The sequence below is a fragment of the Ruegeria sp. HKCCA5763 genome, from assembly GCF_013034545.1.
GTDB lineage: Bacteria > Pseudomonadota > Alphaproteobacteria > Rhodobacterales > Rhodobacteraceae > Ruegeria.
In genome coordinates, this window is the sequence record NZ_WQGF01000017.1 from 1 (window position 1) to 18,904 (window position 18,904).

Annotated in this window: 17 protein-coding genes; 8 read left to right on the forward strand and 9 right to left on the reverse strand. The window is 59.7% G+C overall.

All coding sequences use genetic code 11. The features are described from left to right. Positions 1–908, forward strand: a 908-nt coding sequence (locus GOV89_RS20700) for a tyrosine-type recombinase/integrase (protein WP_171238966.1), incomplete at its 5' end; no start/stop codon positions are given. A gap of 22 nt (positions 909–930) precedes the next feature. On the opposite strand, the gene GOV89_RS20705 is transcribed toward GOV89_RS20700, so the two are convergent. Together GOV89_RS20705 and GOV89_RS20710 are read right to left on the reverse strand one after the other, a co-directional pair. Then, on the reverse strand, positions 931–1,953 hold the full coding sequence (locus tag GOV89_RS20705; RefSeq protein ID WP_171238967.1) for a ParB N-terminal domain-containing protein: 1,023 nt from the start codon (positions 1,951–1,953) through the stop codon (positions 931–933). Positions 1,954–2,030: 77 nt separating this feature from the next. Continuing rightward, positions 2,031–3,458, reverse strand: a complete 1,428-nt coding sequence (locus tag GOV89_RS20710; RefSeq protein ID WP_171238968.1) for an AAA family ATPase — start codon at positions 3,456–3,458, stop codon at positions 2,031–2,033. Between the two features lie 386 nt (positions 3,459–3,844). Between GOV89_RS20710 and GOV89_RS20715 the strand changes: the two genes are divergently transcribed. Then, positions 3,845–4,852, forward strand: coding sequence for a replication initiator protein A (locus GOV89_RS20715; RefSeq protein WP_171238969.1), 1,008 nt, complete (start codon positions 3,845–3,847; stop codon positions 4,850–4,852). Between the two features lie 3 nt (positions 4,853–4,855). Here GOV89_RS20715 and GOV89_RS20720 read toward each other — a convergent pair whose 3' ends face one another. The 3 genes from GOV89_RS20720 to GOV89_RS20730 form a co-directional block, all read right to left on the reverse strand. Beyond that, complete coding sequence (locus tag GOV89_RS20720; RefSeq protein WP_171236680.1) at positions 4,856–5,068, reverse strand: hypothetical protein; 213 nt, start codon at positions 5,066–5,068, stop codon at positions 4,856–4,858. 373 nt (positions 5,069–5,441) lie between these two features. Continuing rightward, entirely contained in the window at positions 5,442–6,812 is a 1,371-nt protein-coding gene (locus tag GOV89_RS20725) for a nucleotide sugar dehydrogenase (RefSeq protein WP_171238970.1), read from the reverse strand. Between the two features lie 163 nt (positions 6,813–6,975). Beyond that, positions 6,976–8,067, reverse strand: a complete 1,092-nt coding sequence (locus GOV89_RS20730) for an NAD(P)-dependent oxidoreductase (RefSeq protein ID WP_171238971.1) — start codon at positions 8,065–8,067, stop codon at positions 6,976–6,978. Between the two features lie 171 nt (positions 8,068–8,238). Between GOV89_RS20730 and GOV89_RS20735 the strand changes: the two genes are divergently transcribed. The 3 genes from GOV89_RS20735 to GOV89_RS23135 are packed head-to-tail and all read left to right on the forward strand — an operon-like array spanning position 8,239 to position 11,535. Further along, positions 8,239–9,210 (forward strand): NAD(P)-dependent oxidoreductase, encoded by a 972-nt coding sequence (locus GOV89_RS20735; RefSeq protein ID WP_171238972.1) that lies wholly within the window; start codon positions 8,239–8,241, stop codon positions 9,208–9,210. Between the two features lie 13 nt (positions 9,211–9,223). Beyond that, on the forward strand, positions 9,224–10,003 hold the full coding sequence (locus tag GOV89_RS20740) for a methyltransferase domain-containing protein (protein ID WP_171238973.1): 780 nt from the start codon (positions 9,224–9,226) through the stop codon (positions 10,001–10,003). Between the two features lie 38 nt (positions 10,004–10,041). Then, positions 10,042–11,535, forward strand: coding sequence for a GMC oxidoreductase (locus tag GOV89_RS23135; RefSeq protein ID WP_171238974.1), 1,494 nt, complete (start codon positions 10,042–10,044; stop codon positions 11,533–11,535). Positions 11,536–11,544: 9 nt separating this feature from the next. Here the strand turns inward: GOV89_RS23135 and GOV89_RS20750 are convergent, their stop codons facing one another. The 4 genes from GOV89_RS20750 to GOV89_RS20765 are packed head-to-tail and all read right to left on the reverse strand — an operon-like array spanning position 11,545 to position 15,624. Then, entirely contained in the window at positions 11,545–12,294 is a 750-nt protein-coding gene (locus GOV89_RS20750) for a polysaccharide deacetylase family protein (protein WP_171238975.1), read from the reverse strand. 3 nt (positions 12,295–12,297) lie between these two features. Then, positions 12,298–13,734 (reverse strand): FAD-dependent oxidoreductase, encoded by a 1,437-nt coding sequence (locus GOV89_RS20755; RefSeq protein WP_171238976.1) that lies wholly within the window; start codon positions 13,732–13,734, stop codon positions 12,298–12,300. Then, positions 13,731–14,693, reverse strand: a complete 963-nt coding sequence (locus tag GOV89_RS20760; RefSeq protein WP_171238977.1) for a lysylphosphatidylglycerol synthase transmembrane domain-containing protein — start codon at positions 14,691–14,693, stop codon at positions 13,731–13,733. Before GOV89_RS20760 ends, GOV89_RS20755 begins: the two co-directional genes overlap by 4 nt. A 13-nt stretch (positions 14,694–14,706) precedes the next feature. Beyond that, positions 14,707–15,624, reverse strand: a complete 918-nt coding sequence (locus tag GOV89_RS20765; RefSeq protein ID WP_171238978.1) for a glycosyltransferase family 2 protein — start codon at positions 15,622–15,624, stop codon at positions 14,707–14,709. A 145-nt stretch (positions 15,625–15,769) separates the two neighbouring features. Here GOV89_RS20765 and GOV89_RS20770 point away from each other — a divergent pair, with 145 nt between their 5' ends. The 3 genes from GOV89_RS20770 to GOV89_RS20780 are packed head-to-tail and all read left to right on the forward strand — an operon-like array spanning position 15,770 to position 18,903. Further along, positions 15,770–16,156: a hypothetical protein gene (locus tag GOV89_RS20770; RefSeq protein ID WP_171238979.1), complete on the forward strand. Its 387-nt coding sequence runs from the start codon at positions 15,770–15,772 to the stop codon at positions 16,154–16,156. Continuing rightward, on the forward strand, positions 16,156–17,634 hold the full coding sequence (locus GOV89_RS20775; protein ID WP_171238980.1) for a lipopolysaccharide biosynthesis protein: 1,479 nt from the start codon (positions 16,156–16,158) through the stop codon (positions 17,632–17,634). Before GOV89_RS20770 ends, GOV89_RS20775 begins: the two co-directional genes overlap by 1 nt. After that, on the forward strand, positions 17,635–18,903 hold the full coding sequence (locus GOV89_RS20780) for a glycosyltransferase family 4 protein (RefSeq protein WP_171238981.1): 1,269 nt from the start codon (positions 17,635–17,637) through the stop codon (positions 18,901–18,903). Position 18,904 lies beyond the last annotated feature (1 nt).

Below are 18,904 nucleotides of genomic sequence, written 5' to 3' on the forward strand. Positions count from 1 at the left end.
AGTCCGCGCGGTTCGCAGCGACGCTGGACTGGCCGGAATCTGAGGCCACCGCCCTTGTCTTCATTCTAGATCACGCCCGCAATCTGGACGACGCACCAGAAACGGATGTGGCGCGCGAAACCGCAGAAGCGCTGATTGCTCAGCGGCTGCGCAAGTCGCTGGCTTGCCCAGCCCCGTCAACGCTGGACCGGCGCATCGCCTCCTGGCTGGCCTTTCACCGGATGAAGAACCTCCCCTCGCCGTTCGACACGCCGCAGGTGAAACAAGCCCGCGCCAAGGCCCGCCGCGCCGCCGCCCGGCCTCCTGCCCCGAAATCGCAGCACCCGATCACCCGCGATGTGCTGGAGCAATTGCTGGCCACCTGCCGGGGCAGCCGCCGGGACTGCCGCGACCGGGCGATCCTGATGCTGGGCTGGGCCAGTGGCGGGCGACGGAGGTCTGAGATCACTGGGTTGATGCGCGAGGATGTCAGCCTGAAAGCATTCGGCAAGGAAGGTCTGATCTGGATCTCGCTGCTGGAAACCAAAACCACGAGCAAGGGTGAAACCCCACGGCTGGTCCTGAAGGGCCGTGCGGCGCAGGCGCTGGTGCATTGGATTGAAGTGGGGCAGATCGAGGGCGGGCCCCTCTTCCGCCCAATCTCCAAGGCAGACCGCGTGCTCACGCGCCACCTGTCGCCGGATGCGATTTACCAGATCGTCAAACACCGGTTGAAACTGGCCGGACTGCCGGATGATTTCGCCTCACCCCATGGGCTGCGCTCGGGGTTTCTGACCCAAGCAGCGTTGGACGGTGCCCCGATCCAGGCCGCCGTGCGCCTCTCCCTGCACCGATCCATGGCGCAGGCGCAGAAATATTACGACGACGTCGATATCGCAGAAAATCCAACGGCTGATCTGCTGGGGTGAAACCTGTTTCGCGCGCGAAACATTAGCTGTCGCGGGATTGTAACCAAGCCCGCAGGTCCGCCAGGAATGCTTCAGACATTCCCCGACCGGAAAGAATGATCTGCGTTCCGTTCCGGTTCGGCTTCAGCTGAATGTTTCCTATTGTCTCTTTAGGGGATGTATCAGACTCTGATAAAGATGAATTCCCGCGTTCTGAGCTGCTGCTATTCACTGCCTGTGTCAGGGCAGACGACTCTGCATCCGATGTCTCGGCCCCGACTTTACCCAGCGTTTTGATAAGCGCAGATACCGCCTTTGGATCGTCCTTCAGGACCTTGGCAATCGACAGCCCCAATCGTTCAGGAATGGCCGAAGGGAACTGTAGATGATCATCCAACGCGTGATAGATCGCGATGAACGAGCCAATCTTCGATCGTTTGGCCCGGCTGGCCGATGCGAACAGCCCGCGCAGGGCAGCAGCCTCGTCCGGGTAAACGCCCTGCTCAGCCGCACGGGCCACGATCCGGGCGCGCTCGTAATAGCTAAGCCCGACACGGATTTCGTTTTCCTCGACCATGGCCACATACGCGTCCGAGGCGCTCTGCGGCTGTCTGAGGAAAGCGCGCACGGTTTCAAAGCGGGGCTCGCCCGTCTCCTGTACCAGCGCCCGCAGCGCAGTCATGCGCCGCCAACCCGAGATCAGGCCATACTGCCCTTCGGTCAATTCCACGACCTCGATCGGTGTTTGCTGCCCGCGTGCCTTCAGGCTTTCCTTCAGCGCCTCCATATCCACGTCATCAGCCGCCATCCGATCACGCACCAGATAGGTTTCCTCGATGGCGTCCAGCGGCAAGTCCTGCACCAAACGACCTTCGGCCCGGGCGGCACGCAATTCTCCGGACAGCTCCTCCAGCGCCGCCTGAGCCGCCGTGGCCCCGGCCACCTGTGCAACCGGCGGCGCGGTGCGGGGTGTCTCTGCAGGGAACATGGGATTCAAACCGGGGGCTGGGCGATTGTCCTCCAGATAATCCGGCCGGGCTGGGGTCAGTCGTTTGCGTTTAGCCATCACTTTTTCCTTTTCCTGCTCGGATCAGACTCCGTTTCGAGTCATAGAAGACGTGTTTCGCGCGCGAAACATCGCACTCAGAGCGACAATTCCGGTGTTCCGGCCTCTTCGGCCTGCTGGGCCCGTTCTTCGCCCCGCCAGACGCCAATCAGCAGCTTCTTGAACGAGGCATAAGTGGCATCAAAGGTTTCTCGCCCGCGCACATAGGTCTCGCGGTTGAAATCGCGGTAATCCGCCTCATAGATGCCGTTGACCTGTTCCCCGGCCTGGCCGATCAGCGCCGTGTAGCCCTGCCAGTGTGGCGACAGGGTGCGGCCCAGATAGGCTTGCATCAGCCCCGCCAGCTCGGCCTGCTGACTGCCGTCATAGCGGGTGATAATTGTGCGCACCGCGTCCCACTGAAAGGCCATCTCGGGCCGTCCAAGCGCGCGAGCGGCCATGTTCTCTCCATCCTCAATGGACTGGAACGTCGAATGCAACATGTCGAAGAACCGGCCGGTGGAGTCGAATTCCAGAAACGAGGCCCCCATGGGCACCAGAAGGATATCCGAAGCCGCCAGCCCGTTGATCGTCAGATAGCCGAGGGCAGGGGGGGTATCGATGAAGATGATGTCATAGTCGTCCAGCACCCCATCCTCGTCCAGCGTGTCGGTCAGTGCATCCCACAGCTTCCAGCTGCGGCCCTGCATCCGCCAGACCGGGATCTGGAATTCAGCCCAATAGAGGTTCAGCTGAGCGCCGATCAGATCGATATTCGGCCAATGGGTGGCCTGGATCAGATCGCTGCTGCGGGTTTTCAGCGCCTCGGACAAGGTATCGTCAATCGGATGCGGCGCTTCACCCCGGTCAAGCCGCCCCTGATTGTCGCGGCGCAGATGGGTGGCGTAATGACGGGCGAGCAGGGGAAATACCGTCTGCCATTCATCGCTGACCTTGCCGCCGAAGATCGACGTCATGGAGCCCTGGCTGTCCAGATCGATGACCAGCACCTTGTAGCCGTCCAAAGCGGCAGACATTGCAAGGTGCGCGCAGGTCGAGGTCTTGCCGACGCCGCCTTTGAAATTGGCCACTGAGACAATCTTGGCCGGCAACCCTTTGGGTCGGTAGGGACGGTATTCTTTTGCCTTGGATCCTTCGGATGCAAAATGTGTGCGTAGCCGTAGAACCTCATCTAGGGTGAACCACTTGGCGCCACCTTCCGTCTCGGACTGTCCCTGTGGTAAATCCGGGTTGCTCTTTAACACCCGTCGAAAATGGGCGGGGGCAACAGGGATCAGATATTTGGTGATTTCCCAGGTTGAAAACAGGCGCAGCTTTTTCTGTCCGTCGTCTTCCAGACCCCGGTTCGCCAAATCTGCGCGCCCCCGGGCGCAGGCATCTGCAATCTGCGAGAACTCATGGGTTCCGGTTGGTTCGCCCAACTCAGCATGGGCCAGATCAGGATCGATATTGAAATAGGGGGGAAGCCCTTCGGACGGTGCTGCTCGCATTGAAAATCTGTCCATGTGCTATGTTTTGGATAATATACCACAAAATGAAGCATGTGGAAGCATTGTGAGCACAAAACCGAATTTTCTAAGCAAAAATAAGGGATAAAATCCCTTTGATACGCTGCTTTTGAGAGTGAGGTAAAAATATATCCAGTTAAAATTCTGTTATTCTTTTAGTTACAGCAGAATTTTGGTTCTTGTAACTATAAGAAAAAAAATAGATTTCTGAGATTTTTGAGTTCATTAGTGAATCTGGTCCCACGATAGGGTGACTCTGAACCCACGTTGCAGTGACTCTGAACCCACGTTCCGGCGGCTTTACGCTTCCTGTGGATAACTCTACGGTAAGCGTCAATAAAACCACGAACAAAGATTCGGGCAGGACATATGGGCAGGGCAGTATGAGCGGGTCAGGGGCGTTGTTGCCTGACCGGCACCCAACGGGCGATTTTTTTGTATGCGATATCTTCGATGCGCTGCCCAAGACAGATATGGGGTCGATGGAGCATCCGATGTTTTCGCTCTCGACCCGACCGGACCGGCGGATTCTGAATTACGAACATAACGGGGTCGAGATCACGGTGACGCCGTCGGTGCGTGGTTTGGCAACGATCCACGACAAGGACATCCTGATCTTCTGTATCAGTCAGCTGATGGCGGCGATCAATGCGGGCCGGACGGTCAGCCGGGTGTTACATCTGAAGGCGCATGATCTGCTGGTGGCCACCAACCGCGAAACCAGCGGTGACGGTTACAAGCGTCTGCGCGAGGCCTTCGAGCGGCTGGCCGGTACAAGGATCACCACCAACATCGTCACCGGTGAGAAAGAGACCACCACTGGGTTCGGTCTGATCGAAAGCTGGGAGATCGTCCGCCATACCCGGGCGGGCCGGATGGTCAGCGTCAGCGTGAAACTGTCGGACTGGCTGTTTCGGGCGGTGCTGGCGAAATCGGTTCTGACCCTCAGCCGTGACTATTTCCGTCTGCGCAAACCGCTTGAGCGTCGGATCTATGAACTGGCGCGCAAACATTGTGGCCGCCAGCCCGAATGGCGGATTTCGGTCGAGGTGCTGCTGAAGAAATCGGGCTCGGCCTCACCTCGGCGGGTGTTCCGTAAGATGATCCGCGACATGATCGCGGCCGATCATCTGCCCGATTATGAGATGACCGAAGAGCCCGGCGACCTGATACGCTTTACCCGCCGCGGTCAGGTGGTCGAGGGGCCGGACAAGCCGATCTTGCCCTCAGAGGCGCTGGAAGAAGCCCGGGCGATGGCGCCAGGCCGCGATGTCTATGCGCTGGAGGCGGATTGGTTGGCCTATTGGGCCGCGTCGGGCCGCCCACAGATCAGGAACCCGCAACGGGCGTTTCTGGGCTATGTGGCCAAGCGGGTCGCCGGACGGGACTAGGGGTCAGCTGGAATAGGCGGGGTTTTGTTTTTGCCCGCGTGCCTTCACGGCATTAACCGCGGCAACAACGATGAGGGCAGCAATGATGAAGAGCCATCCAAAGAGGATATAGCTGCCCAGTGCCACAAGAATGGATGCGCCGGAGAACAAAGCAACCCCAGCGGCGCACAGGCCTACAAGAATGGCTATTCCGATAACTCCGATCATGTTTTCCAAGTCCTCCAGCTCTGGTCTTGGTCTGGCTAGTCCCCGAGCGACTGTAGTTATGCCATTGGGTAGATACCCAAGATGATTCCGCGATGAAATCATGGCAAAACTTTGGAGCACTAAGGGTTAAAATTTGGTTATTTGTACCTGACGGAGCTTTGCTCCACTACTCGCGCAACACTGCTTATAATTTATTGAGACATGAATATGTCTGAGCAGATAGTTCCTTAAAACTTTTGTGACAGCAATATAGAGCGCTGACGACCCCTGAAAATGTGCAAAGGTTCGCCTATGGCACAGTTCTGTCAATCCGCGATCATTTGGATGGAATGGCAAACGCGCGTTCGTTTTGGCCATTGAATGATCAGAGGTTTTTTGGGGGTCACATCTTGACCAAACGCCCGTCCGTCACCTTGATCCCCGCTTTTTCAAAGACATTGCGCGTATCAAAAACCAGCGCCGCCTCGCGTGCGACCAGATCGTAATCCGGCGCGCTGTGGTCGGTGATTACAGCTACGGCGGCGTAACGTTTCAGGTTGTCCGCCGTCAGCGGTTGCGAGGTCCGGCCCGCCAGTTGCGGGTATTCGCCGCCTTCGGGCAGGCGCGGGAAATACGGATCGTGATAGTCAACCTCGGCGCCCAGCTTCTCCAGCTCGTCCAGTAACACCAGCGCCGGGCTGCGGCGGGTATCCTCGACATCGCGCTTATATGCGATGCCCATCAGCAGGATGCGCTGTCCGGTCAGGGGCTGCCCGGTTTCCGCCAGCGCGGACCCGTTGCGCGCGGCCAACTCGGCTGCCATCCGTGCCGCCAACATCTCGGGCACCGCGTCATTGCTGGTGCGGGCCAGATTGATCAGCGGCGTATCAGATCCTGCATCCGCAGCGCGCCAGGCCAGATAGGCCGGAGACACCGGGATGCAGGCCCCACCAATTCCAGGACCGGGATAGAAGGGCATGAAGCCAAACGGCTTGGTCGCAGCAGCTTCGATCACTTCCCAGACATCCACGTCCATTGCTTCAAGCGCGGTCTTCAACTCGTTGACCAGCGCAATATTGACGGTGCGAAAGCTGTTTTCGACCAGCTTCACAGCCTCGGCTGTGGCGGCCGAGCTCACCGGCACGGCGCTGGTGACGATGGCGCGATAGAAATCCTCGACCAGTTGCCGCGATTGCGGATCGTCGGCACCGACCACCTTGGGAATGCTGTGCGTGTCAAACTTGTCATTGCCGGGGTCTTCGCGCTCGGGCGAGAAGGCCAGGAAGAAATCGGAACCCGCTCGCAGACCGCCCGCTTCGAGGATCGGCTGAACCAGTGTCGTTGTGGCACCGGGCCAGACGCTGCTTTCCAGCACTACCATCTGACCGGGGCGCAAATGCTGTGCGATGGTTTGTGCGGCAGCCGCGACAAAACGCATGTCCGGGTCTTGTGCGTCGGTCAGCGGGGTCGGCACACAGATCAGGATGATATCGGCCCCGGCAAGTGCTGCGGCGTCCTGCGTCGCACGGAATTTGCCGCTGGCCACCGCCTGCGCGATCCGGTCCTGTTCCAGGTACGAGATGACCTGATCACCCTGATTGATCCGCGCCACCCGATCAGGGTTGAGGTCAACGCCGGTGGTGTCGAACCCCTTATCATAGGCCGTCAGCGCCAGCGGCAAGCCGACATAACCCAGCCCCACCACGGCAACCCGCGCATCGCGCGCCGCGATAAGCTGCTTGAGGGACTGATGGTGCGAGGTTTCGTAGTTCATAATCTATCCTGATCGTACAAAGTCACACTGAATTAAAATTAGCTTAGCAGATTGGAAACCTTCTCTCTTCATCGGATAGGGCAGATCGGGAACGAAGCCAACTAATTTGTCGCTCCCGGCCGAGACCTGGAATGAGTGTTTCCAAAAACGAAGCAGTCGTAAATCAGGGCTTCGATTGTTCTTGCATATTCTCGATCCATTCAGCGAAGTAAACACGGGGCACATAGCCGATCTGATTTTGTGCATATTGGGTTGAAACCTCGGGCCGGCCGGCAAAAAGCCTGCGCCCTGCCATATCCGGCATAACGGGGTGTGGTTTTGTCAGCCGGGCCTGAACGGATCGTACCCAATCCGCGGCGGCCTCGACCCGGCGGCGCCCGACAAGGCGGCGCAGATGTGCACTGATCTGACCCGACAGAGAGGGGCCAGCAGGCGTGTTGTTATTGGGCGGCGGGGGAGGGGTCGGGTTGGCGGCTGAATCGATCCGAACTTCTCCGCACCCGGCAAGCCGGGCATACCCTTCAAAAAACGCCTTCCATCCCAGCGTGTCCGGCCCGCTGATCAGGTATCGGTCAACCCCGGTCTGTGGCGATGAGGCCGCGTGCAGGGCGACCTGTACAACGTCATCGACGTGCACAGCCGGGCATTGTCCGGGCGGGTCGGGTAGGATGACGCCACCCCGGTGCATCATCGCCAATGGCGCATTGGTCCAGAGCGCGCTACCGGGTCCGTAGACGATAGTTGGTTGCAATATGGCGGCGTCGCATTTCCCCCGTAATAGTCTCTGTTCCATCGCTATTTTGGCTCCGCGATAGCTTTGCGTACCCTCTGGAGTGATAGGGCTGCGTTCGTTGATCGGTCCGTTGGGCCAGCTGTCATAGACCACAGCAGAACTCAGATGCACGATACGTTTGCAAGATCCCTCTTCGGCGGCTTTGATGAGCGCGTCAAAAGCTGCGAGGTTTTCTGCGCCGGAGGCCCGGAAATCATAGGCCAGATGAAACAGGGCCGCCGTGCCGCCCAACGCCTGCGTCAGGGTCGGGCCGGGGTGCAGCGGGCAAAGCAGTGTCTTTGCTCCGGCCTGTTCCAACGCGGCAGCCCCGTGGCGCGTGCGTAGCAATACGGTCACATCACATCCCAGCGTCAGCAGCGCATCGATCAGGCGCTGGCCGATAAAGCCGGTTGCGCCGGTCACAATCACGCGCTGGCCTGCAAGACCGTCGCCGGGACGGGGTTCCACGTGTTTTTCGGTCATGTCCGCAGGTTCAACATTCTTAGTGCGATGTGCAACAATTCAGCCCTTTTTCCAAAACTGTGCAGGCCCGGCCTGTCAGCGCACCATAGCGGTATCTACCATTTGGTGGCCACAGATACCTATGCTAAGCCTGTGGCATTAGAGTGGATTCTGTTGGTACGAGGGTTTTTCATGCAAATATTGATCACAGGCGGGGCCGGTTTTATCGGGTCACATCTGGCCGAGCGTCTGATTGGCAATGGGCATGAGGTGACGGTGCTGGATGATTTATCCACCGGATCGCTGCAAAACCTGTCCTCTGTTCAGGATCATGCCGCCTTTCGCTTTGTTGAAGGCAGCGTTTTGGATTCGGATCTGGTCGAACAGCTGGTTGGTGCAGCCGACGCGGTGTTTCACATGGCCGCCGCCGTCGGGGTGAAGCTGATCATGGATCAGCCCAGCCAGTCGATTGCGACCAATGTCGACGGCACGCAGAACGTATTGCGGGCCGCCCTGCGCCACAAACCCCTGGTTTTCATTGCCTCCAGTTCCGAGGTCTATGGGAAGGCATCAAAATTCCCGTTCAACGAGGATGACGACCTGACGATCGGCGCGACCAGCGTTCTGCGCTGGTCTTATGCCTGCGCCAAGACGTTGGATGAGTTCATGGCTCTGGCCTATGCGCGTGAGGTTGACCTGCCAGTGGTCGTGCTGCGCTTTTTCAACACAACCGGTCCGCGCCAGACCGGGCGCTATGGCATGGTTGTTCCGAACTTCATTGAAGCAGCGTTGGCGGGTCAGCCAATTCAGGTTCATGGCACCGGTGAGCAATCGCGCTGCTTCAGCCATGTGGCCGATGTGATAGAGGCGCTCGTACGCCTGCTTGATGTGCCCGAAGCCCGGGGTCAGGTCTTCAATATCGGTGGTGAGCAGGAAGTGACGATCCGCGGGTTGGCCGAAAAGGTGATTGCCGCGACGGGGTCTGCGTCCGAAATCCGTCTGGTGCCCTATGAAGAGGTCTATCCGGAAGGGTTCGAAGACATGGCCCGCCGCCTGCCCGATGTCTCAAAGCTGCGGCGGTTTACCGGGTTCAGCCCGGCACGCACGCTGGACGATATCATCGCCGATATCATGGCCGAGAAACGCGCCAAAGCCTACGCATGAAGAGCCAATCACGATGACACCGGGACAAAGAGTTGAAAAGCTGGTGCGTGACACCGCGACCGTGCTGCTGCCGGAACGGCTGCGCAAATGGATCCGTAAACAACAACGGTTGCACAAGCTGCAATCGACCCCCGTGGGGGCGGTGGATTTCGGCGGGCTGCGGCGGCTGTCGCCGATCAGTGCTGTGTTCGGGCAGGATCGCGACCTGCTGACCATCGAACGCTATTACATGGAAGAATTCCTGCAAAACCACAGCGACGACATCCGTGGCCGGGTTCTGGAATTCGGTGATCCGGCCTATATCAAGAAATTCGGCGGTGATCGGGTCACGCAAGCGGATGTGCTGAGCTATGTCGAAGGCAATCCGCAAGCCACCATCGTGGCTGACATCACCGATGCGCCGCATATTCCAGACAACAGTTTTGACTGCATCATCATCACGCAGACCCTGCAGATGATCTTTGAGGTGGGCAAAGCGATCGCCACGCTCGAACGCATTCTGAAACCCGGCGGCGTGGTGCTGTGTACCTCGCACGGGATGACCCGGGTGGCGCGGCGCGAAGGCGTGGATGATTGGGGCGAATACTGGCATTTCACCAGCCAGTCCAAGCGTCACCTGTTCCGGGCTGTTTTTCCGGCAGAGAATGTCGAGGTGTCGACCGTTGGCAATGTCTTTACCTGCATCTGCAACCTGCACGGCCTTGGGGCCAGCGAAATTGCGCTAGAAGAACTGTCCACTCATGACCCCAACTATGAAATTCTGGTTCTGGTCCGGGCAGTAAAGGCGCAGTGAGCGACCTTGTCATAGGATCTGGTCCGGCGGGGGTTGCCGTGGCCCGCGCATTATTGGCGCGGGGGCGGACAGTCACGATGCTGGATGCCGGCGGCACCCCGGAACCCGGGATCACGGACCGGGTGCAGCAGATGTCCCAAACCCGCGCCGAAAACTGGAACGCCGAGGCGCGTACAGCCTGGATGGAGCCTCAGTTTCAGGCCCCGCAGGGCGAGGTGTGGCGCTATGGGACAGGTTACGCGTTGTCCCCACCTGCCCATACTCTGGCGGAGGGGGCGGAATGGTTCGCATTGCGCGCCTCGCGTGCGGCGGGTGGATTATCGAATGTCTGGGGTGCGGCGGTTCTGCCCTATCGGCAGGCGGATATCGAAGACTGGCCCATAACAGCCGACGATCTTGCCCCACATTACAAAGCGGTTGCGGAAATAATGCCGGTGTCCGGGCAAAAGGACGAGCTGCAGAATCTCTTTCCTGCCTGCGACATGACTGGTCGAACACCTGTTCCACCAACCGCACAGGCCGAGACACTACTGGCCCGCTCAAAGCAAAAGGCGAAAGCATTGCAGGGGGCAGGGATGCATGTTGGTCTTGCACGTCAGGCGGTTGGACCGGGATGCCAGACCTGTGGATTGTGTCTGCACGGGTGCCCCTGGTCGTTGATCTGGTCTGCAAGACAGACGTGCATGGCGTTGCAGGCAGAGCCAGGGTTTACCTACCGTGCGGATCATGTGGTGCGGCAGGTTCGCGAGGAAGGCGACGAAGTTGTCGTCACGCTGGAAGATGGCAGCGACATCCGGGGCGGGCGGGTGTTTCTGGCCGCCGGGGTGCTGGAAAGCGCGCGCATTCTGTTGGCCTCGCCCGGCCTTCAGGGCAAGACGCTGACATTGAAGGACAGCCAGCAGGCTTTCCTGCCGATGCTGCATCATTGGCGCGCGCCAAGGTGGCCCGATGTTTTGCCCTATCAGACGCTGCCGCAGCTTTTTGCCGAACTGGATGACCCTTCCGTGTCGCGGCAACTGATCCATGCGCAGGTCTATACCTGGAACGAATACTATGCCCGCGATCTGAAACAGAACTATGGTCGCCGGCTCCCTGGCAGCGGACCGCTGCTTGAGGCGCTGGCCCGGCGTCTGATCGTGGCGCAGGTTTTCCTGCATTCCGATCATTCTCATGAAATAGCCCTGCATCTGTCCGAGGATGGACGGCTACGCCCCGAACTGATCAAAAACCTGCGAACCGAAGGCACAATGCGCGCAGCACTTGCGCGCTATGGCCGGGCATTGCGGGTGCTTGGCCTGACCAGCCTGTCTTTTGCAGCGCGGTTCGGGGCACCGGGGGCCAGTTTCCACGTTGGGGGTGATCTGCCGATGTCAGATGATCCGAGCCCAGGTGAAAGCGATGTGCTGGGGCGCCCGCATGGCGCGACGCGCATTCACGTCGTTGATGCCTCTGTACTGCCAACCATCCCGGCGACGACAATTACATTCAGTGTGATGGCAAATGCCCACCGGATCGGAACGCTTGCGCCCTAATCCTGATTGTCAGTTAAGGGGCAGCACCTTGCTCAGCCCGCTGCGCAAACCACGCATCATTTTGCGCGCCGCAAGATAGGGCCCGCCGCGCCCGGCAAGATGCGCCTGCCAGCGGGCGATGTCGGTGAAATAGAACATCTCGAGCCGGGGCAGGTCGTGGATGTCATCTTTCGGTCCGGCGACACCCAGCCTTGTGCCGACCGAGGTGTCGTAATGCAACGCGATCTGCCTGAGCACGCTGCTGTTCGACGCGCCATAGGGCGGTGCGAAATGCCGGACAGGCTGGCCAAGCCGGGCAGCTATATCCTGCCCGGATCCGGTGACTTCTTCTTCCAACGCCTCTGCATCCAGCGTCGACAAATCTGGGTGGCTGACACTATGCGCTCCAAAACAAACGCCTTCCCCTGCCAGGGTTTCGATCCTGTCCCAATCCATCAGGGGGCGGGTGGGGATGTTGCCCCCGGCCCAGCTGTCACTGCCGCCCATCCTACCCGAGGGCAGATAGACGATCGGGGTGAAATTATGATCGCGCAGGATCGGCCAGGCGGTGTCGGCGAAATCTTCGAACCCGTCATCGAAGCTGATGATGACCACGCGCGGGGCAGGCGGGTTGGCCAGCGCATCAGGTGTGACCACCGGCAGGCCCGAGTCCGCAAGCGCCTGCATCTGGGCTTTGAACACCTCGGGTGCAATCGATGTCGGCCCCGGCGCATCCGAGATCGAATGATACATCAGGATATCGGCCTGCCAGGCGGACATGGATCAGTCTTCCACCACATGGGTGGCAAAGACCTCGCGGTATTTGTTCCATTTCGCGCGGTCGACATGGCCATTGCCGTCAATGCAATCTGCCGCGCCATAGGCCATGGCAAAAGCGTGGTGCGTATTATCGTGCGCAAAAAGGCCCTGCCGTCCAAATACGAGCAATCCGTCCATATCTGAGAGCCATTGATCCACCGTATCAAACCGCTCTTCATAACCCACATCGTAAACCGGATAGGCATGGCTCAGCCGCCGGGTTTCGCAGCGGCGCACCGGTACCGTGACGGGCAAGCCCAGCTGGCCCAGCCATTTGGTGAATTCCTGCCCCAGTTCCTCGTCGGACATGGACCACCATTTTTCATCCGGGTCGCAGGGCAGCTCGGCACACAGAACAGTGACGCCCTTCGGCTCGCCACTGGCGTTATAGTTCTTGGGCTCTGACATGCGGCTGATCGGGATCGACAGTTCGGGGAAGTAATGCGCATCGAACTCGGTGAACTGGTCGGTCTCAAGCACCAGGTACAGCAGGATCATGCCCCGGAACCGGATCGCGCGGGCGGCTTCGACCACCTCGGCCGGAGCGTCGCCGATCAGGCGCGTCAGCCCGGTTAGCGGGATGGTCGACAGGATCAGATCGCCGGTCAGCTTCCGCTCGCCATCTTCGTCGCGGATCGTCAACCCGGTGATGCGGTTGCCGTCCCTATCGATGGCGGTGATTTCAGTGTTGAACAGGAAGCTGGCACCGTTGCTTTCCGCACTGTTCCGCATCGCGTCCGAGATCTGCCCGAACCCCTTGCGCGGATAAAAGAACCGCCCCGCCGTTTCGCTGCGCAGACCCGGCAGCAGGCGCAGCATCTTCATCAGGATCTTGCCGACCGAGCCGCTGCCCACCCGCCGTTCCGCCAGTTTCACCGCCAGCTTGTCCGGATCCAGACCCCACAGCTTGCGTACGTAAGGGAAATAGAAATTGTCCGAAATCGTCGGTCCCAGCCCGTCATAGAGCACGGTCGAGAATGTCTCGGGGCCTTCGCTTTTCTTGCGGAAGGGCTTCAGCGCCATGTCCCCGATCAGCGACGCGGCAAAGGGTTTGGGCAGGCGTAACAGCGCATCGGTCAGTTTCAGCGGAAAGTGAATCCATTTGCCGCCCAGCCGGATGCGCCCATGGCGCGGGCGCAGCAGTAAGTCGTCTCCCAGCAGGGCTTTTACATCGGCCAGAACCTCGGGCTCGGCCGCCGGATGAAACCGGTGCGAGCCATAGTCGCAGATCACACCTTCGACCGGGAACGAGGCCGAATTGCCGCCCGCAACAGGCGCACGTTCGATCACGGTGACCTTGGCCTGCCCGGTCAGAGCATGGGCAGCGGCCAGACCAGCCGGTCCGGCACCGAGGATGATGATTTCTGGCTTGTCGCCATTGGGTCGGGAAACATCCGTCACTTGCACTCTTCCTTCTGGGAACTTGCCGGGGTGCTGAACCGCATCCCGGACATGGTCAGAACCAGCGCGCCTAACCCGCCCGCCGTGAACAAAACAACTTGCCAGACCAGCCCGGCGGCCACGACCGCGGCTGCGCTGGCACCAAAGGGGGCCAGAAAACCGGCCAGCGTCGCCTCGCGCAGGCCCAGCCCGTTCAGGGATACCGGCAGCACGGCAATGATCTTGGCCAGTGGCCAGGCGAATATCCATGGGCCCGCCGCCACATCGACTCCCGCCGCAATGGCCAGCCACCAGGCCAGCAGGATCAGCAACAGCTGAATCAGCACAGATGCGATGAAAGCTACAGCCAGCGTTCCGGGCTTGCGCCCCATCCCGGCCAGCGCCTCGGACAGACGATGGGCAAAGCCCTTGCCGGGCAGGGACGGCACATAGCGCCAGGGCAGGGGCAGCAGGCGCGGCAAAGCGACCATGCCCACCAGCGCCGCCAGCAAGACCAGAGCTACAGGCCAGATCATATGCCCGCCCGCAGCGCTTTCCCATGTCAGGACCAGCCCCAGACAAGAGAGTGTCAGCAGGGCCACCATGTCGATCAGCCGATCCACGGTTGCGCCCGCAACAACCCGCGCGCCGTCCTTCATTGCCGCTTGCGCCAGGCCGGCGCGTACCGTGTCACCTCCGATTGCTCCGGGCAGGCAAAGATTGGCCGCCAACCCGGCAAAATGCGCCCGGATGGCCAGCGGGGCCGCAAATCCGCGCCCCAGAAGCAGCCACCATTTCAGCGCCGCCGCGACATGGGCCAGCAGGAACAGGACCAGCACGCATAGAAATACCCAGATCGGGATTGCCTTCAGCGCGGCCACGATTGCATCAGCAGGCAGAATCCAGAACAGGATCGCCAGCACCACGACCGATCCGGCAACCCGGATCAGCCAGCGCCGTTGACTTGGATCGGAAAGCATACCGCCGCTCCTGTCAGGGTCTCAGATGCAGCCGCGAGATCATGTCGGCGATCAGCCCCAGCGACCAGATCATGATCGCCGCCAGGAACGAGAACACCGCCGTTTCACTGAGGTTCCAGTAGAACATGTCGATAATGAATTTCACTGTGCCCAATGTGAAAAACGCCAGACCCAGCGGGATGAACACCCGCAGCGGATTGAACAGCGTGCTGATGCGCAGGATCAGGATGATGAAGTTCAGGAAATCAATCGGCCGGATTTTCGACTTGCCCACCCGTTTGCCATATTCGATCGGCGTATAGATCATCCGCTTGCCATTCGAGGTCATGCACAGCGTGATCGTGGTGGTGAACGAGAAGTTCTGCGGCAGCAGCGGCAGGAACGGGATCAGCTCGGATTTGCGGAACACGCGCAGGCCCGAGTTCAGATCGTTGATCTTGCGCTCGGCCAGGAACGACGCAAAGGCGAACAGGAATTTCTTGGCCGGTCTGCGCAGAAGCGGCACGTTCTTCATCGCCGCCCCCCGGTCGCCCACCACCATGTCCTGATCGCGGCACATCGCCAGCATTCCCGGCAGATAGCGTGCGGGATAAGTGCTGTCGGCGTCCAGAATGGCGACATATTCATGCTGCGCCATCCGCACACCACGCTTGAGGCTGGCGCCGTAGCCTGAATTCACGTCGTTGAAGGTGACGGTGGCTCCGCTGGCCTCGGCCTCGGCGCGGGTATTATCCTGGCTGGCATCGTCCACCACGATGATCTCGTAAGGAATGCCCAAGGGTTCGAGATGGGTGCGCACATCCTCGACCGTGTGGCGCACGGCGTTTTCTTCGTTGAACGCGGGGATGACCACGCTCAGGCTCATGCCTGATGTGTCCGACGCACCGGTTGTGGTGTCGTCCGGGGTGATCTGCTCGGCAACCTTGTTCATGAAAATGGAAACCCTTTACATAAGTAATACTTGTTTTGCCCGACCTTGCCCGCGTGGCATCTGTGATAGCCCGGGTGCGGCTGGTTTAATTCCCTCTGACGCCCATAGTATTCAAACACAGACGGGCTGAACATAGACAATAATTTTGACCAAATCCGATCTTTCTGGCGTCATGTTTTGTACGACGCCCATTGCTTACAATCTCTGCCTGTTTTCCAGAAAGAGCGGGATGATTTCAACGGCCCTGATGCGCGCGCATCCGCGCAATGGCATGTTTTCCAATATGTTCGGTCATTTTGGACTGTGGGCAGCGCGCCGCGAATGTTTCCAAATTTGCGCCTATAAGGTCTTAAGGGGTGATTTGAACTCAAAATTACGGGAAATCTCGGAATTGCATCGAAAGGACGTGTTGGTGGGGTATTGGGGCATTGGGAGGATATGCCAAAGGTCTGCAACTTTTGTCAGAAAGGATCCGAGCATGAAGGCGTGCCGACAGAAGCGTCCACAAACTGAACGGCAGGATGGGGCGTAATGTCACTGGGGCGGCGTTTTTCCAGCGGCGTTGCCTGGATGTCTGTTGGCGTCTGGGTGGAACAGACGTTCAACTTCATCATCATCGCTATCTTGGCGCGGTTGCTTGGGGCCGAGGCGTTTGGCCTGCTAGCGATGGCTGCGGCTTTTGTGCTGTTTTCCGAGTTTCTGGTGCGCGAGTCGATATCGGACATCCTGCTGACCCGAGACGAGCTGTCTCCGACCCGGCTGAATTCGGTGTTCTGGCTTTTGGCGTTGCTGGGCACGGTGTTGATGGCCTTGCTGTTTCTGGCGGCGGGCCCGCTTGCAGGGTTTTATAGCGAGGATCTGGTACAGAACCTGCTGGTCGGGCTGTCCCCGACCGTCATGATGATCGCCCTGACCGCTGTGCCCGTTGCCATCCTGCGGCGCCAGATGGAGTTTCGCGTGCTTGCTCTGCGCGCCATTGTCGGGGCGGTCATTGGCGGCATCGTGGGTATTGGGATGGCGCTGTCGGGATATGGTGTCTGGGCTCTGGTCGGTCAGCGGCTGGCCGTGACCACGACGAATATCGTCATGGCCTGGGGCGCGGTGTCCTGGCGGCCGGGTTTTTCCGTATCCCGTAAACATATCCGGGAGATCCTGCATTTCGGCCACCGCATCCTCGGACTGCGTGCGGCTGAACTAGCAGCGGTGCAAGCGCCCGTCGTGATCATTGGCGCGCTTATGGGGCCGGTGCAGGCGGGGTTCTATGCCATCGCCTGGCGTGTCGTCGAGATTGCGTCTTTCTTACTGATCACACCGCTGCGGATGGTGGCGCAGCCCGCCTTTGCTGCGGTGACGCGGGAAGGTGGGAAAGCGGCGTATCTGTTGAAGGATGTGATGCAGCTGATCGGATTTGTTGCCATCCCCGCCTTTGCCGGGTTGGCGGTTCTGTCCGAGCCGGTCCTGATTCTGCTGTTTGGCCAGAAATGGACCCCGGCCGCGCCTACGTTAAGCTTGCTGTCGGTATTTGGCATGTATCGTTGTATCGAGAAGATACATCAGACCTTTTGCCTTGCGGCAGGACGGGTTGGCCGGTTGGCGATCCTGTCCTGGGCCGAGGTCTGCCTGGCAACGCTGGCAATCATTGTGACTGCACCTTATGGGCTGACAGTGGTCATGGCCGCGTTTGTGGCGGCGTTTCTAATCCTGTGGCCGATCAGATATGGCAATCTTGCCGGTATTTCAGGCTTGTCGGCCAGTATGCTTGCCCGGCTGCATTTTGCACCGCTTTTGCTGTCCGCGATTATGGCGGGCATCGTTCAAGGGGTGGTTTGGCCCCTGGCGGGCTGGCCGCAGGTGGGGGTCCTGTTGCTTGGAACGCTTACCGGTATTCTGGCTTACCTGCTGCTGGCGCGATTGGTGCTGCCGGACAGGCTGCGTCTGCTGATGTCGATGATCCGCACTGGGGCCGGGCACGGTGAGGCGGCAGATTACTCAAAAGGGATTGAGGGATAGATGAAGTCATTACACATTTTGATGTTCACGACATTTTACCCGCCATATTCATTTGGTGGTGACGCGATTGGCATTCAGCGCATGGCACGGGCGCTGGTTGCGCGGGGTCATGACGTGACGGTGGTGCATGACGAGGACAGTTATCTGATCCTTGGCGGCAAGCCACAGCCCGAAGGTGCCCCCGATGGGGTGCGGCGCATCGGGTTGCGCAGCCGGAATGGGATGCTGTCAAATGTTCTGACCCAGCAGTTGGGCCGCCCGGTGGTCCATGCCGCCCGCATCCGTGACATACTGAATCAGCATCAGCCCGATATCATCTGGCACAATAATACCTCGCTGATCGGCGGGCCGGGCCTGCTGCCGATGGGAGATGGCCTGAAAATCTACGAGGCACATGAACACTGGCTGGTTTGCCCGACCCACGTTCTTTGGCGGCATGGGCGCGAGTTGTGTGATGATCGCCAGTGCCTGCGCTGTGTGATGAATTACAAACGCCCGCCGCAGCTGTGGCGCTATACCGGAGCGCTGGACCGGGCGCTGGATCACATGGATTTGATCATTGCCAAAAGCGAGTTCAGCCGCGCCAAACATCGCGAGTTTGGCTTGCGTCAGGAGATGCAGGTGCTGCCCTATTTCCTGCCGGACTTGCCCAAACTGGCCGAGCCTTATTCCGGTCATCCGCGCCCCTATTTCCTGTTTGTCGGACGCTTGGAGAAGATCAAGGGCCTGCAGGATGTGTTCCCGGCTATGGACCGCTATCCCGATGCGGATCTTCTGATCCTTGGGGATGGCGATTACGCGGATGAGTTAAAACGGCGGGCGCAGGACAATCCGCGCATCCAGTTCTTAGGCCGCAAAAGTCCCGAAGAACTGGACGCCTATTACCGGGGCGCGCTTGGCCTGATCGTGCCGTCGGTCTGCTATGAAACCTTCGGCATCATTCTGATCGAAAGCTTCCGGTTGGGCACTCCGGTTATTGCCCGCCGACTGGGCCCCTTCCCCGAGATCGTGGAAAGCGCGGGCGGCGGTGTACTGTTTGAAACCGAAGAGGATCTGCTGGCTGCGATGCACAGCCTTCAGAACGGTGGTGACGCCCATGGCCGGATGTCCGCCGCCGCGCGAGCAGGGTTTGAGGAAATCTGGCGCGAAGACCGGGTGCTGGCGCGGTTTGGCGCGGCATTTGCCCAGGCCGCGCATGGGGCCGGGCGGACCGATCTAGCCTACGCGCTTGAGGCAGGTGCGTTTGAAAACGGGGCCGCGGCGGGCTGAA